Source organism: Kineococcus aridisoli (assembly GCF_050871885.1).
In the GTDB taxonomy this organism is placed as follows: Bacteria; Actinomycetota; Actinomycetes; order Actinomycetales; family Kineococcaceae; genus Kineococcus.
Genome location: NZ_JBJLSF010000036.1, coordinates 29,266 through 43,489 on the forward strand (window position 1 = coordinate 29,266; position 14,224 = coordinate 43,489).

Annotated in this window: 12 protein-coding genes; 3 read left to right on the forward strand and 9 right to left on the reverse strand. The window is 77.7% G+C overall.

From position 1 onward, the window contains the following. Positions 1–2: 2 nt before the first annotated feature. The 6 genes from ACRYM2_RS11760 to dprE2 form a co-directional block, all read right to left on the reverse strand. The gene (locus ACRYM2_RS11760) at positions 3–1,481 is read right to left on the reverse strand and encodes a DUF1800 domain-containing protein (protein WP_432522568.1); all 1,479 of its coding nucleotides are present in this window, start codon (positions 1,479–1,481) and stop codon (positions 3–5) included. Positions 1,482–1,593: 112 nt separating this feature from the next. Continuing rightward, the gene (locus ACRYM2_RS11765) at positions 1,594–2,451 is read right to left on the reverse strand and encodes an LLM class flavin-dependent oxidoreductase (RefSeq protein WP_432522569.1); all 858 of its coding nucleotides are present in this window, start codon (positions 2,449–2,451) and stop codon (positions 1,594–1,596) included. Positions 2,452–2,482: 31 nt separating this feature from the next. Continuing rightward, positions 2,483–2,608: a hypothetical protein gene (locus ACRYM2_RS11770; protein WP_432522570.1), complete on the reverse strand. Its 126-nt coding sequence runs from the start codon at positions 2,606–2,608 to the stop codon at positions 2,483–2,485. 20 nt (positions 2,609–2,628) lie between these two features. Next, entirely contained in the window at positions 2,629–4,398 is a 1,770-nt protein-coding gene (locus tag ACRYM2_RS11775) for an N-acetylmuramoyl-L-alanine amidase (protein WP_432522571.1), read from the reverse strand. A gap of 95 nt (positions 4,399–4,493) precedes the next feature. After that, positions 4,494–6,068 (reverse strand): glycosyltransferase family 39 protein, encoded by a 1,575-nt coding sequence (locus ACRYM2_RS11780; protein WP_432522572.1) that lies wholly within the window; start codon positions 6,066–6,068, stop codon positions 4,494–4,496. A gap of 3 nt (positions 6,069–6,071) precedes the next feature. After that, entirely contained in the window at positions 6,072–6,827 is a 756-nt protein-coding gene (gene dprE2 / locus ACRYM2_RS11785) for a decaprenylphospho-beta-D-erythro-pentofuranosid-2-ulose 2-reductase (RefSeq protein WP_432522573.1), read from the reverse strand. A 135-nt stretch (positions 6,828–6,962) separates the two neighbouring features. Between dprE2 and ACRYM2_RS11790 the strand changes: the two genes are divergently transcribed. Further along, a complete protein-coding gene (locus tag ACRYM2_RS11790) occupies positions 6,963–7,886 on the forward strand; it encodes an AEC family transporter (protein WP_432522574.1) in 924 nt (307 codons plus the stop codon). 13 nt (positions 7,887–7,899) lie between these two features. On the opposite strand, the gene galE is transcribed toward ACRYM2_RS11790, so the two are convergent. Further along, complete coding sequence (galE, locus tag ACRYM2_RS11795) at positions 7,900–8,862, reverse strand: UDP-glucose 4-epimerase GalE (RefSeq protein ID WP_432522575.1); 963 nt, start codon at positions 8,860–8,862, stop codon at positions 7,900–7,902. Between the two features lie 80 nt (positions 8,863–8,942). Here galE and manA point away from each other — a divergent pair, with 80 nt between their 5' ends. Next, positions 8,943–10,124 carry a mannose-6-phosphate isomerase, class I gene (manA, locus tag ACRYM2_RS11800; protein WP_432522576.1) on the forward strand — a complete coding sequence of 394 codons (1,182 nt, stop codon included), beginning with the start codon at positions 8,943–8,945 and terminating at the stop codon, positions 10,122–10,124. Positions 10,125–10,164: 40 nt separating this feature from the next. Here manA and ACRYM2_RS11805 read toward each other — a convergent pair whose 3' ends face one another. Together ACRYM2_RS11805 and ACRYM2_RS11810 are read right to left on the reverse strand one after the other, a co-directional pair. Next, positions 10,165–11,235 carry an AbrB family transcriptional regulator gene (locus ACRYM2_RS11805; protein WP_432522577.1) on the reverse strand — a complete coding sequence of 357 codons (1,071 nt, stop codon included), beginning with the start codon at positions 11,233–11,235 and terminating at the stop codon, positions 10,165–10,167. Further along, a complete protein-coding gene (locus ACRYM2_RS11810) occupies positions 11,232–12,029 on the reverse strand; it encodes a TIGR03089 family protein (protein ID WP_432522578.1) in 798 nt (265 codons plus the stop codon). The genes ACRYM2_RS11805 and ACRYM2_RS11810 overlap by 4 nt, the downstream gene beginning before the upstream one ends. 59 nt (positions 12,030–12,088) lie before the next feature. On the opposite strand from ACRYM2_RS11810, the gene ACRYM2_RS11815 reads away from it, so the two are divergent. Beyond that, complete coding sequence (locus ACRYM2_RS11815; RefSeq protein WP_432522579.1) at positions 12,089–14,185, forward strand: hypothetical protein; 2,097 nt, start codon at positions 12,089–12,091, stop codon at positions 14,183–14,185. The last annotated feature ends 39 nt before the right edge of the window (positions 14,186–14,224 follow it).

Sequence of the window (14,224 nt, forward strand, 5' to 3'; positions counted from 1 at the left end):
TCTCAGCGGATCGTGAAGGACGGGGTGTCGAGCAGGAGCGCCACCAGGTAGCGCAGGTTGTTGCGGATCCACGGGTCCGAGGCCGAGCACGGCGCACCCGCGGAGCGGTTCGCGTACATCAGCAGCGCCTCGCGCTCGGCGGCGCTGAGCGGGGAGCCGACGAGCCGCAGCGCGAGGGCGTCCACCAGCGCGCCCCACGTGGAGGGGATGGACGGCAGCAGGTCGGTGGCGGCGGTGAACCGCAGCTCCGGCGGGTACCAGCCGGCGGCGAAGTCCATGTGCCGGTTCCAGCGGGCGAGCGTCCCGCTCGGGGAGGCCCACGCCGCGGCGACGTCGGGCGCGCCGTTGGGCGCCCCCCACGACATCGACGCGTGCCCGGAGTCCAGGGTGTGCCAGTAGAGCTTGACGATCCCGGACGTGCCGCTGGGCTCCATGCCGGTGCCCAGCGCGCGCAGCGTGGCCACGAAGTCCTCCTGCGGGGTGCGGACCTTCTGGCCGGCCGACGCCCAGAACTCCGCCGAGTCGAACAGCACCCGCAGCACGGGCGTGATCTGCCCGCCCGTCGCGGTCCAGGTCCCGGCCATCCGGTCCACCAGGGCGGCGGGCGGTGCGTCGGAGACGAACCGCGTCGCCAGCCGGGCGCACACGCGCCGCGCGGTCACCGGGTGCACCGCCAGCCAGCGCAGGAACGCCTCGATCCAGCGCAGCCCCTCGTGCGGGGCGTGCGCGGGCACGGAGAAGCCGTAGACCGTGCGCGCGCCGCCGTCGTGGCGGCCCGGGTCGAAGACCGCCGACCCGTCGGGGGTCACCGTCAGCCCGGTGAGCAGGCGCGCGCAGTCCTTCACGTCCGCCTCGCTGTAGCCGGCCTCGACGCCCACGGTGTGCAGCTCCAGCAGCTCGCGGCCGTAGTTCTCGTTCGGCTGCGCAGCGGTCGAGCTGGCGTTGTCGAGGTAGGCCAGCATCGCCTGGTGCTTGGCGGAGGCGACGAGCATCTCCGGGAAGCTGCCCAGGGCGTGCCGGCGGACCACGGTGCGGTCGTAGTCGGCCCGGCTGTCCCAGACGTCGGAGCTGGGGCAGGTGACGTGCAGCAGGTTGTTCCACACGTCGACGACGACCTCGAGCAGCTGGCGGCGCGACCAGACCTGCCGGGCCAGCGCCAGCCGGCCGGTCTCGAACATCGGCTCCCACTGCACCTGCTCGTACGGCACCGACCGCAGCGACTGCGGGCTGCGCCCGTAGAACGGCATCCGGGCGACGAAGGCGTCCATCGCGGCGTCGTCGATGCCGCCCGGGTTCAGCTGGCGGTCCAGCCACGCGGTGGTGCCGATCGAGGCGATCTCCGCGACCGCCGCCGGCGTGGGACCCCAGGTGGCGCGGCGCAGCAGGTGCAGCTGGGTCGCCGCGTCGTCGCGCTTGAGGGTCGTGGCCGGAGCCGTGCCGCGGGGGCGGCGGGTGACGGGAGGAGGTGTGGAGACGGACACGCCGAAGCGTTCGACCGAGGATCAAGGAAGCTTGAGCCGACCGGGTGACGAAGGCTCAGGCGGGAGCCCGGCCCGTGCGCGGGCCCTGCCCCGGCCGGTGCTCGGGCCGTGCTCAGGCCAGGGCGGAGCGCACCGCCGCCGCCAGCTCCAGGACCTCCTGCGCGTCCTCGCCGTCGCCGGCCGGCTGCAGCACCACGCTCGTCGCCCCGGCCGCCGCGAGCCCGCCGACGAGGTCGGCGACCTGCTCCACCGAGCCGACGGCCAGCGCCCCCGGGCCGTCCTCGCCGTAGAGGAAGACCTCGGCCTCCAGCCGCTCCCGCGCGTGCGGGCCGGTGGCCGCGGGCACGAAGGCGACCACGCCGAAGCCCTCGGGGGCCTGCGCCGCCTCCAGCGCCGCGCGCACCCCGGCCGCGTCCGGCGCGCAGTCCAGGATCACCCCGTCGCCCAGCCGGCCGGCCAGCGCGAGCGTCTTCGGCCCGCGGGCGCCCACCAGCAGCGGCGGCACCTGCTGCGGCGGCCACGCCAGCCGCACGCCGTCCAGGTGCACGTAGCGGCCGTCGGTGCTGACCTCCTCCCCGCGCAGCAGCGGGCGCAGCACCTGCAGGTGCTCGCGCAGCAGCGTCAGCGGCGAGGCCGCCCGCGCGCCCACCTGCCCCATCCAGTCGAGCACGCCGTGCCCGACGCCGGGCAGGAAGCGGCCGGGGGAGGTGCGCGCCAGCACGGCGACCTCCATGGCCGTCAGCGCCGGGTTGCGCAGCGGCACGGGCAGCAGGCCGATCCCGACGTGGATCCGCTGCGTGGCGGTGAGGGCGATCGCGGCCGTCGTCAGCCCGCCCTCGGCGAAGCAGTCCTCCCACAGCCACAGCTCGTCCAGCCCCGCCTCCTCGGCGGCCACCGCCGTCGCGCGCAGCCGCTCGGGCGGCTGCTGGGGGCGGAAGACGAGTCCGAGGCGCGGCGCGGCGGTGGGCACGCCCCGACGCTAGGCCCCCGCCCCGCCGCGATCAAGGAGCTGCCCCTCCCGCGGAGATCTTCCACGGTGCACCGTGGAAGATCACCGTACCGTGGAAGATCACCGCACCGTGGAAGATCACCGCACCGTGGAAGATCACCGCACCGTGGAAGATCACCGCGGGGAGGGGAGGGGGACTCAGCGCACGAGGCGGACGGCGCCGGTGCTGCGGTTCCAGCGCAGCTGACCGCCCTCGAAGTCCGAGGCCCGCCCGCCGGGCACGTCGTGCTCGTCGCTCGTGGGGTAGCCCAGCGCGGAGGTCTCCCAGCCCATCGAGGCCCAGGTGGCGCGGATGGCGCCGAGCACCGCGTGCGGCCGCCCCCCGGCGCGGCGGTAGATCGAGCCGCCCTGGAAGTGGGTGGCGCTGCCCGTGCCGCCGGGGAAGTCGGTGGTGTCCGCCGTCGGGAAGCCCAGCGCGGAGCGCTCCCAGCCCAGCGAGGCGTACTTCGGGGCGTGCGTGCCGCGCACGAGCACCGCGCCGGTGGCGGGGTGCCAGTAGATCGAGCCGCGCTCGTAGTGGCGGAAGCGGCCGCCGTGCAGCGCGTCGCCCTCCGCGCTCGTGGGGGCGCCCAGCAGCGCCGCACCGCCGACCGCGGCGTGCTTGGCCTCGACGGCCGAGGCGGCCGGGCCGGCCGCGGCGGTGCCCCCGCCGGCGCCCAGCAGCGCGGCCACCCGGGAGCGCACGTCGTCCAGGTGCGTGTAGCCGACGTCGCCGGGGCAGGCGGTGAAGCCGACGTCGCGGTGGCCGCTGATGGTGCGCACCACGGCCGTCTCGCCGGCGCCGTAGCGCGCCGTGCCGCCGCCGGCGCAGGTCAGCTCGACCGACCCGTCCGCCTCGACGCCGTGCAGGGCGAACTTCCACGCGATGACCTCGGCGACGGCCTGCAGGCACGCCTCGCTGGGCGAGTCGTCGGTGAAGTCGCCCATCATCGACACCCCCAGGGTGTCGGTGTTGAAGCCCCCGGCGTGGGCGCCGACCACGGGCTGGGCCACGCCGCCGGCGCGGCCCTCCCAGATGCCGCCGAAGCGGTCGACGACGACGTTGTAGCCGAGGTCGTTCCAGCCCAGCGAGACCGTGTGGTAGCGGTGCATGCCGCGGATGACGGAGGGGACCTCGGCCTGCGAGTAGCTGCCGCCGTCGGCGGTGTGGTGCACGATCGCCGCCCTGATCGTGGCGCCCACGTCGGGGTCGGTGCGCCGCAGCGACTCGTCGGCGCCCCACTCGGCGCGCGAGCGGATCCGGGGCCGGGCCACCCGCGCGGCGCCGGCCAGGACCTCGCCGCCGGCGGCGGAGGCCCCGCCGGCCGCGGCGCCCGCGAGCGCCGTCCGCTTCTGCAGCGCCGCCGCACCGCGCGGGGCCGGTGGCGCCGCCGGTCCCGCGCCGGGGTCGACGACCTCCAGGCGGGCGTGGCCGACGTCGGCGGCCGGCAGCCGCAGCTCCACCGTCGCGCCCGGCCCGAGCTCACCGGTCCACACCGGGTCCGAGGCCGTGGGCTCCGGCTCGTCGCGGTCGGGGTCGGGGGCGCCGTCGCCCAGGGGCAGCTCCAGCCAGGGACCGGGCTGCCCGCCCGCGCGGCGCACCCGCACGCCCACCGAGCTCGCCGAGGTGCCGCGGGGGAAGACGACGCCCAGCATGCTGCCGCCGTCGACGGGGACCGCCACCACGCGGGTCGCGCCGGCGTGCGCAGCGTCCGCGGCGTGCGCGGCGAGCGCCCGCCCGCCCAGCGCCAGCGAGCGGGTCGAGCCCGCCGCACCGGCCGCGGCGGTGGCGGGCGCGGGCACGGCCAGCACCGCGAGCGCGCCGCCCGCGCCGGCCAGGGCCGCGCGCCTGCTCAGGCGCGGTGCGTGCGGGTCCTGGGCGTGCGGGTCCGGTGGGGACGGGCGCGGCGAGGGGAGGGTCGAGGCCATGCGGGAGCACTCCGTCCGTCGGGGTCGTGACGGAACGTAGGTGATCACGCCTCAGCTGTAAATGGTGGGGCGCGCGAGGCCGGTGGGGAGGACGGTCACCTCGCGACGTACAGCCGCACGCTGAAGGCCCGCCGCTCCTCGGTGGAGACCAGCTGGTAGCCCGCGTCCAGCAGCCGCACGGTCTCCCGGTCGGCGGCGGTGGCCGTGACCACCCGGCCCGTGCCGCCGACGACCCAGATGCGCCGCACCCCCTGCACCGCCTGCGCCAGCCGGTCCGCCGGCAGCGTCTGGCCGACCAGGGTCGCCGAGGCGGCGGCCGGCTCGGCCAGCGCGATGTCGTCCAGCGCCGCGAACGCCTGCGGGTACAGCTGGGTCAGCACCCGGTAGCGGTACTCCCCGTCGGGCACGAAGAGCAGCCCGTCACCGGGGCGGGCGTGCTCGGCCACGTAGCGGGCGGTGCCGCGCAGGTCCTCCGCGTGCCCGATCTGCGGGTCGCGGAAGACGAACTGCATGTGCAGGCCCGTCACCGCCAGCCCGGCCACCAGCAGGGCGGCGGTCGCGCCCGCCACCGCCGCGCGGTGGCGCCGGGTCAGCGCGAGCGTCACCACGGCCGCCAGCAGCAGGCAGGTGCCCGGGGCGACGAAGACGAGGTAGCGGGTGGTCCAGAACGGCTTCAGCTGCGACAGCGCCCACAGCAGCGGCCACGGCAGCACGCCCCACAGCAGCCCCACGAGCAGCAGCCGGCGGGCGCGGGCCCGCCACAGCGCCAGCGCCACCGCGAGCGCGGCCACCACGAGCGCGACCACCGAGGAGCCGAGGGCGAAGAGGACGTGCGAGCCCAGCTCGGCGAGCGCGGGCCGCTGCAGGAAGGCGACCTGCTCGCTCTGCCGGCTCTGGGCCAGCACCAGCGGCAGCGCCGCCGCGAGCCCCGCGGCGGCCGCCGCCGCACCCCGCCGGAGCACCCGCGCCGGCGCCGTCAGCAGCCAGCCCGCGTGCGCGACGAGCACGAGCGCGGCGACGGTGTTGAAGGCGACCAGCAGCGGCAGCGTCAGCGCGTAGGCCGCCCACGGGACCCGTCGGTGCCCGGTGCCGGCGCGCACGAGCAGGTACGTGGAGGCCGTGGCCAGCAGCGTCGCGATCGCGTAGGGGCGCGCCTCCTGCGCGTAGCGGCTGACGAAGGGCATCGCCACGAACAGCGCCGCGGCCGTGGCCCCCGTCAGCCGTGCCGTGCCCGGGCCCACCGCCGGCGCCGCCAGCCGCCGCCCCAGCCCGAACAGCAGCGGAGCGGTCAGCGCGGCCGCCACCACCGAGATCCAGCGGGCGTCACCGACGTCCGCGGACCCGCCGAAGAGGGCGTGCACGAGGAAGTAGAACGGCGCGTGCACGAGGTCGACGTGCTGCACCAGGCGCCAGACGTCCTCGGCGCTGCGGTTGGCGACGGCGATCGTGACGGCCTCGTCGCGCCAGGGGCTCGGGGTGCTCAGCCGCCAGGAGAAGACCACCAGGGCGGCGGCCACCGCCGCCAGGCCGACGAGGACGTCGGGCAGCCGGCGCGGGCGCACCACGCGCGGCGCCTCACCCGCCGAGGGCGCTCGTCGCGCCCCCGGGACGGTGCCGCCGGCCGCCGGGGGCCGGGTGTGGGTGCTCGACAGGGAGACCTCGCTCGTCACGTCTCAGAGGGGCAGCTTGCGGAACACCGGTGCCGGGACGTGGCGCAGCGCGGACATCACCCACCGCATGGGCTGGGGGGCCCAGACGGTCTCCTTGCCGGTGCGGACGGCGTCCACGGTCACCTCTGCGACCTGCTCGGCGGTCACGGACAGCGGGGCCGCCTGCAGCCCCTCGGTCATCTTGGTCGTGACGAAGCCGGGGCGCACGACGACGACGCGGGGCCCGAACGGGCGCAGCGCCTCGCGCAGCCCCGTGAAGAAGGCGTCGAAGCCCGCCTTGGAGGAGCCGTAGACGAAGTTGGAGCGGCGGGCGCGCTCGCCCGCGACGCTGGACAGCGCCACCAGCACGCCGTGGCCCTGCTCCTTCAGGCGCTGCGCCAGGTGCACGCCCACGCTGACGGCCGCGGTGTAGTTGACCGTGGCCACCCGCACCGCCTCGCCGGCGTCCTGCCAGGAGACCTCGTTGTCGCCGAGGACGCCGAAGGCCAGCACGGTGATGTCGACGTCGCCCGCGGCGAAGGCCTCCTCGACCACGCGCCCGTGCGCGTCCAGGTCGGTGGCCTCGAAGTCGACGGTGCGCACCCGGTGCCCGCGCCGGTGCAGCCGGTCCGCGGCGGCGTCGCGGCGCGCACCGGGCCGCGCGGCGAGCGTGACCTCCAGCGAGCGCTCCGGGCTCAGCCGCTCCACCACCGCCAGGCCGATGTCGGAGGTCCCGCCGAGCAGCAGGACCGAACGGGGGTTGCCGAGCGCGTCGATCACGGTGCTCGACCCTAGCAACGGCCCGCGGGGCCGCCGGACCGCGCGAGCACGGCCGCCCGCCGATCGTGACCCGACGGTGACCTGCCGGGGCGTCGCTACCCTCCCAGGGGTGCGCCGACCCCACCGCCCCGCCGCGTGAGCGGGGTCCTCACCGGCTTCGTCGTCGTCGCCAGCCTCGTCGCGGTCGGCTGGGTGCTGGGGCGCACGGGGGTCCTCGGGCCCACGGGGCAGGTCGTCGTCTCCCGGCTGGTCTTCTTCGTCGGCTCCCCGGCGCTGCTCGTGCAGACCCTGGCCGAGGCGGACGTGCACGTGCTGCTGTCCGCGCAGCTGCTGGTGAGCGCGAGCGGTGTCGCGGTCTGCGTGCTGCTGTGGCTGGTGCTGGCCCGCTGGCGCCTGCGCCTGGGCCGCGACGACCTCGTCATCGGCTCGCTGGCCTCCTCCTTCGTCAACGCCGCGAACATCGGGCTGCCGGTGGCGGCGTACGTGCTCGACGACGTCACCGCGGTGCTGCCGGCGATGCTGCTGCAGATGGTCGTGCTCGGCCCGGTGGCCCTGGGCGTCCTCGACGTCAGCCGGCACGGCGCGGAGGGCGGGCGCTCGCTGCGGCGGCTGCTGGCACCGCTGGCCAACCCGGTCCTCGTCGGCAGCGCGGTCGGCGTGCTGCTGTCGGCGACGGGGTGGACGCTGCCGACGGCGCTGGCCCAGCCGCTGGACCTGCTCGCCGGGCTGGCGATCCCCGGCGCCCTCGTGGCGTTCGGGATGTCCCTGCACGGGCGCAGCCTGGCCGGCTGGCGGCGGCCGGAGGTGCTGCTGGCCAGCGCCCTGAAGGCGTTCGTGCAGCCCGCGGCCACGTACTGCGCGGCCCGCTTCGTCGTCGGCCTCGACGACGCGGCCGTCTTCGCGGCGACCGTGGTCGCCGCGCTGCCGACCGCGCAGAACGTCTTCACCTTCGCCGTGCGCTACGGCGTCGCGCGCGACCTCGCGCGCGACACCGTGCTCGTCACGACGGTCCTGCTCGTGCCGGTGCTGCTGGGGCTCAGCCTGCTGCTGCCGCGCTGAGCGCCCGCGGTGCTCAGGCCTTCCGCGCCCGCCAGGCGCTGTCGACGATGTCGCGCAGGTCCTTGGTCGTGGACCAGCCGAGCGTCTCGGAGATGCGCGAGACGTCGGCCACCAGCCGCGGCGGGTCGCCCGCGCGGCGCTCGCGCACCTCCGGCTCGACGTCGACGCCGGTCACCTCGCGGACCACGGCGAGCACCTCCAGCACCGAGGAGCCGCTGCCGGAGCCGACGTTGAAGACGTCGTGCGGGCGCTCGTCGGCGGCCAGGTGGTCCAGCGCCGCCAGGTGCGCCTGCGCCAGGTCGAGGACGTGGACGTAGTCGCGGATCGCCGAGCCGTCCGGCGTCGGGTAGTCGCCGCCGAAGACGACGGGCGCCCGCCCGGCGTCCAGGGCCTCGAAGACGATGGGGATGAGGTTCATCACGGCGGTGTCGCCGAGGTCGTCCCAGCCGGCGCCGGCCACGTTGAAGTAGCGCAGGCTCGCCGAGCGCAGCCCCCAGGCGACACCGGCCGCGCGGGCCATCCACTCGCCGACGAGCTTGGTCTGCCCGTAGGGGTTGATGGGCTCGGCGGGGCCGTCCTCGCGCACCACGTCGGTCGCGGGCGCGCCGTAGGTGGCCGCCGAGGAGGAGAAGACGAGCTTGCCGACGCCGCCGTCGGCCATCGCCTGCAGCAGGTTCGCCGTGCCGCCGACGTTCTGCGACCAGTACCGCGCCGGCTGCTGCACCGACTCCCCGACCTGCTTGCGGGCGGCGAAGTGGACGACGGCCTCGACGCCGTGCTCGGCGAAGGCGGACACCAGCGCCGGGTGCGCCGCGTCGGTGGCCAGGTCCAGCTGCAGCACCCGCGCGTCCCCGACGCGCTGGGTGCGGCCGTTGGACAGGTCGTCGACGACGACGACCTCCTCGCCGCGCTCCTGCAGCAGCCGCACCACGTGGGACCCGATGTATCCGGCACCGCCGGTGACGAGAACGCTCATGGCAGCGACTGTAGCCAGCGCGGGTGATCACCCGGGCGGAATCCCCGCCCGCCGGGCGGCCAGCCCGTAGCCTCGGCCGGGTGCTGCGCCTGACGAACACCGTCCAGCCCTACGCGTGGGGTTCCACGAGCGCCATCCCGCAGCTGCTCGGCGTCGAGCCCGACGGCTCGCCGCAGGCCGAGCTGTGGATCGGCGCCCACCCCTCGGCCCCCTCCGACGCCGAGGGCGTCCCGCTCGACGAGCGCATCGCCGCCGACCCGGAGGACCTCCTCGGCGGCCGCGGCGAGCGGCTGGGCTTCCTGCTGAAGGTCCTGGCCGCCGCGGCGCCGCTGTCGCTGCAGGCGCACCCCGACCGGGAGACGGCGGCGCGCCGGTTCGCCGAGGAGGAGGCCGCGGGCGTCGCGCACGACGCCCCGCACCGGCTCTACAAGGACGCCGAGCACAAGCCGGAGCTGCTGTACGCGCTGGAGCCGTTCGCCGCGATGGCCGGCTTCCGCGCCCCCGCCGCCGCCGCCGAGCTGCTGGCCGGCCTGCAGCTGCAGGAGCTGCCGCCGGACTGCGCCGACCTGCTGGAGGCCCTGCTGGCCGAGCTGCGCGGCGCGGACGAGGAGCAGGCCCTGCGCGCGGCCACCCGGCGGCTGCTCACCGCCCCCGCCGAGGCCGTCTCCCCGCTCGTGGAGGCCGTCGCGACCGCCTGCGAGGACGTCGACGACCTCTCCGCCCGGTGCGTCGTGGACCTCGCCGGGCACCACCCGGGCGACCCGGGGGTGCTGGTCTCCACGCTGCTCAACCAGGTGCGGCTGCAGCCCGGCGAGGCGCTGTACCTGCCCGCCGGCAACGTGCACGCCTACCTGGAGGGCACCGGCGTGGAGCTCATGGCCAGCTCCGACAACGTGCTGCGCGGCGGCCTGACGCCCAAGCACGTCGACGTCGACGAGCTGCTGCGGGTGCTGGACTTCCGCGTCCTGCCGCCGCCGCTACTCGCACCGCGGCGCGTCTCCGCCGACGAGCAGGTCTTCGCGCCCGCCGACGTCGACGACTTCGCGCTCACCGTGCTGCGGGTGCGCCCGGGCGCGGCGACCACCTGGACCGCGGCGCTCCCGCGCACCCTGCTGTGCCTGGACGGCTCGGTGCGCGTCGCCTCCGCGCGCGGCGAGCTCGTCCTGGAGCGCGGGCAGAGCGCCTTCGCCGCCGCCGCCGAGCACCCGCTGACCGTCACCGGCGACGGCCGGCTCGCCGCGGCGGCACCGCGGGAGGGCTGAGGCGCGGCGGCCGCGGGCTCGGGGCTCGCGGAGGTCCTCCTCAACCGCCCGCCGCCCGGCCGCGTCCCGCGAGCAGCGTCGCCAGGGCGGGCGCGGCCAGCAGCATCACGAGCAGGCGCAGCACCTGCACGCTCAGCACGAACGTGGCGTCCGCGCCCGCGCCGACGGCGGCGGCCAGCACCGCGTACAGCCCGCCGGGGGTGGTGGCCAGGTAGGTGTCCAGCGCGGGCAGGCCGGTGACCGCGGACAGCAGCACGCCCAGCCCGGCGCTGCCGAGGACGCCGACGACGATGAGCGCGAGCGCGGCGGGCAGCACCCGGGCCACGGCCACCAGGCTGCGCGGGGTGAAGCGCAGGCCGACCTGCAGCCCGACGAGGGCGTAGGCCACCTCCTGCACCGGGGCCGGCACGCCGGCGCCCCCGGTCAGCCCGCCCAGCGAGGCGGCGGCCGCCAGCAGCAGCGGTCCCAGCAGCGAGGCGGCCGGCAGGTGCGCTCGCCGGCCCAGCCACGGCCCGGCCGCCGCGCACGCGGCGGTCAGCGCCAGCCCCGCCCACACCGGGCCCGCCGCGCCCGCGGCCGCGGGGCCGTCGGCGTGCACCCCGAAGACGAGCTGCAGCACCAGCGGCAGCGAGAGCACCACCAGCAGCACCCGCACGTACTGCACGACCGCCACGACGCGCTCGTCCGCGCCCAGCTGGCGGGCGATGACGACCAGGCCGCTGGCGCCGCCGGCGACGAGCGCGAACGCCCCGGTCACCGCGTCGACGTCGCGGTGGCGGCCCAGCAGGGCGCCCGTGCCGAGGCTGAGCAGCAGCGTGCCGACCGTCACCGCCAGCACCGGCAGCCAGTGCTCGCCGAGCGCGGCCAGCGTCGACAGCTGCACGAGGGTGCCGATGGTGACGCCGACGACGGCCTGCGCCGCGGTGCCCGCCCGCTCCGGCAGCGCCAGCGGGCGGGGCGCGGCGAGCGCGTCCACCAGGCCGACGGCCAGCCCGGCGAACAGGCTGGGGGAGGGCAGGCCGAGCCGGCCCAGCAGCAGCGAGGCGAGGACCGTCGCGGCGGCCAGCAGCGCCGCGTGCGCGGCGCGGGCTCCCGCGCCGGCGCGGCTCACCGCCCGGGGGGCTGCACGGCCAGCACGGCGCTCGTCCGCTCCTGCGCGGCGATCCGCCCGGTGGCCCCGCCGGGCAGGCCGGCCAGGTCGGGGGTGAGCACGAGCGAGCCGGTGCGCGCCCACGCCGCCAGCGGCCCGCGCACGACGTCGGCCGGGCCGGCGTCGGTGAGCAGGCGCACGCCCACCGGCCAGGCCGCGCCCGCCTCGGCGGCCGCGGCCAGCAGCCCGGCGTGGGTCAGCGTCCCCCCGCCCGTCCCCCCGCCCGTCCCCCCGGCCCCGCCCGGCAGGGCCAGCGCCGGGTCCTCCGGGCCGGGCTCGGCGAGCGGGACGTGGGTGTCGCCGTAGCCGGTGACCACCCGGGCGTAGTCGAGGACGCCGTCGGGCACCTCCGCGCCGAAGGAGGTCGCCAGCGGCGCCAGGGAGACCGCGATCCGCTCGGCGCGCGCGGGCGCCGCCAGCACCCGCGCGTCCGCCGAGACGAGGACGTCGGCGGGGCCGCCCGCGCCGGTGACGACGGCCGCGCCCGTGGACCAGGCGGCCAGCTGGAAGACGAGCGTGCGCCAGTGCGCGGGCAGGTCCAGCGCGACGACCGAGCCGGGCCCGACCTCGAACTCCTCCTCCAGCAGGTTGGCCGTCTTGGCCACCCAGGTGGACAGCACCCGCGCGGACAGCTCCACCCGCTCGCCGCTGCGCTCGTAGGAGGCGCCGTAGAACGTCAGCCGCGGAGCGGTGGGGTCGTCGGCGACGAGGCGCTGCAGCAGCGCGGGGACGGAGCGGGGGGAGCCGGCGGGCACGCCCGTCACGGTACGCGCCGCGCCGGGCGGGTCCGCCGCGGGCGGTAGCGTCCTCGGCCGTGCCCGCACCGCCGCCCCCCTCCTCCCCCCTGGCCGGGGTCGCGCTGACGCGGGTGCCCGTCGCCGTGGCCGCCGCCGTCGCGGCCGTCACCGCGATCGCCGTCCCGCTCGTGCTCGTCGGCCTGTGGACCCCCGCCGTCGCGGTGCCCGTCTGCGTCGTCGTCGCCGCGCTCGCCGGCCGGCTGGCCTGGGCGGTGCCCGCCGTCGCGGCCCCCGGCTGGTCGGCCGCCCTGAGCGTGGCGGTGGCCGTCGGCAGCGGCCTGTGGGCCGCCCTCACCCACGCCGAGCACGTCGTGCTGCGCCGCGACGCGGGCTCGATGGCCCTCTACGCCCACCAGCTCGCCACCGCCCACGGGCTGCCCGTGGACCCCTCGGTGGCGGCGCTGGGCGGGGCGGCGGCGCTGGCCGACCCGAACGTCACCCTCGCCTCGCCGGCCTTCTACCAGGTCGGCGACGGCGCGGACGCGGTCGTCGTCCCGCAGTTCCTGCCCGGGGCGCCGGCGCTGTACTCGCTGGGGGAGTGGGCCGCGGGCTGGAGCGGGCTGTTCGTCGTGCCCGCGCTCGTCGGCGCGTGCGCGGTGCTGGCCTTCGCGGGGCTGGCCGCCCGCACCGTCGGGGCCCGCTGGGCGCCGCTCGCCGCGGCCGTCCTGGCCCTGGCCCAGCCGGTGCTGCACGCGCACCGCTCCACCTACTCCGAACCGCCCGCGCTGCTCGTCGTGCTCGGCGCCGCGTCGGTGCTGGTCGCCGCGCTGGGCGCGAGCGGGCGCACCGCGGCCCGCCTCGGCGGCGGCGCGGGGCTGCTGCTGGGCGCGTGCGGGTTCGTGCGCATCGACTTCCTGCGCGAGGTGGCCGTCCTGGTGCCGGTCGCGGCGCTGCTGCTGGCGCTGCGCCACCCCGCCGCGCGGGCGCTGGCCGCCGCCACCGGCGCCGTCTCGCTGCTGGCCGTGGCCGCCGCGCTGGTCACCTCCCGGCCCTACCTGGGCACGATCGCCGCCTCGCTGGTGCCGCTGGTGGCGGGTCTGCTGGCGCTCACCGCGGTCTCGGCGCTCGTGCTGCGGCTGGTGCGCTCGGGCCGTCCCGCCCGCTGGGGACGGCTGCGCTCGCCGCGGCTGGGGACGGTGCTGGCGGCGGCGCTCGCGGTGGTCCTGCTGGTCCTGGCCAGCCGGCCGCTGTGGCTGGTGGTGCGCCAGGACCCCGAGGACCCCGGCAGCAAGCTGGTCGCCGCGCTGCAGCTCGCGCAGGGCCTGGCCGTGGACGGCGGGCGCACCTACGCCGAGCAGTCGCTCACCTGGACCGCCTGGTACCTGGGCTGGCCGGCCCTCGTGCTCGCCGGTGCGGCCGCCGTCGTGCTGCTGCGCCGCCTGGTGGCGGCCGTGCAGGCCGGTGGGCCGCTGCCGGCCTGGACCGCGCCCTACGTCGTGGCGATCGGCTCGACGCTGCTGACCCTGTACCGGCCGGGCATCACCCCCGACCACCCGTGGGCCGACCGGCGCCTGGTCGTCGTCGTGCTGCCCGCGGTGGTCCTGCTGTCGGTGGCTGCCCTGGCCGACCTCGTGCGCCGCGCCGGCCCCGCCCGCCCGCCGCTGCGCGCGGCGACCGCGGCCGTCGGGGCGCTGCTGCTGGTGCTGCCCGCCGCGGCGGCCACGCTGCCGGTGGCCGCGCAGCGCACCGAGCGCGGCGAGCCGGCGGCGCTGGCGCAGGCGTGCGCGAGCTTCGCCGCCGGCGACGTGGCCCTCGCGGTCGACCCGCGCTCGCGCAACGAGTGGCCGCAGCTGCTGCGCGGCAGCTGCGGGGTGCCGACGGCCTCGATCGTCGTCGCCACCCGCGACGGGGCGCCGGGCAGCGATGCGTACTGGACGACGCTGGCGGCGGCCGTGCAGCGCCAGGCCGAGCGCGTGCGCGCCGCGGGCGGGCGCCCGGTGCTCGTGGCGGCCGGCGGGGACACCGACGCGGTGCAGGTCCTGCGCCGCCTCGGCGTGGCCGAGCCGCGCGTCGTCGCGGACCTGCGCACGGGCGAGGACGAGCGGGTCCTCGAGGAGCGCCCCGACGGGATGCAGTACATCGACGTCCGCCTCGTCACCGGCGTCGCCCCCTGACCCTGTGGACAGCTCGTGATCTTCCACGGGGCACCGGGG

Bases quoted from the DNA above. Each gene is read 5' to 3' on its own strand.
- galE (WP_432522575.1), bottom strand. From the start codon at position 8,862: ATGAGCGTTCTCGTCACCGGCGGTGCCGGATACATCGGGTCCCACGTG.
- ACRYM2_RS11775 (WP_432522571.1), bottom strand. From the start codon at position 4,398: ATGGCCTCGACCCTCCCCTCGCCGCGCCCGTCCCCACCGGACCCGCAC.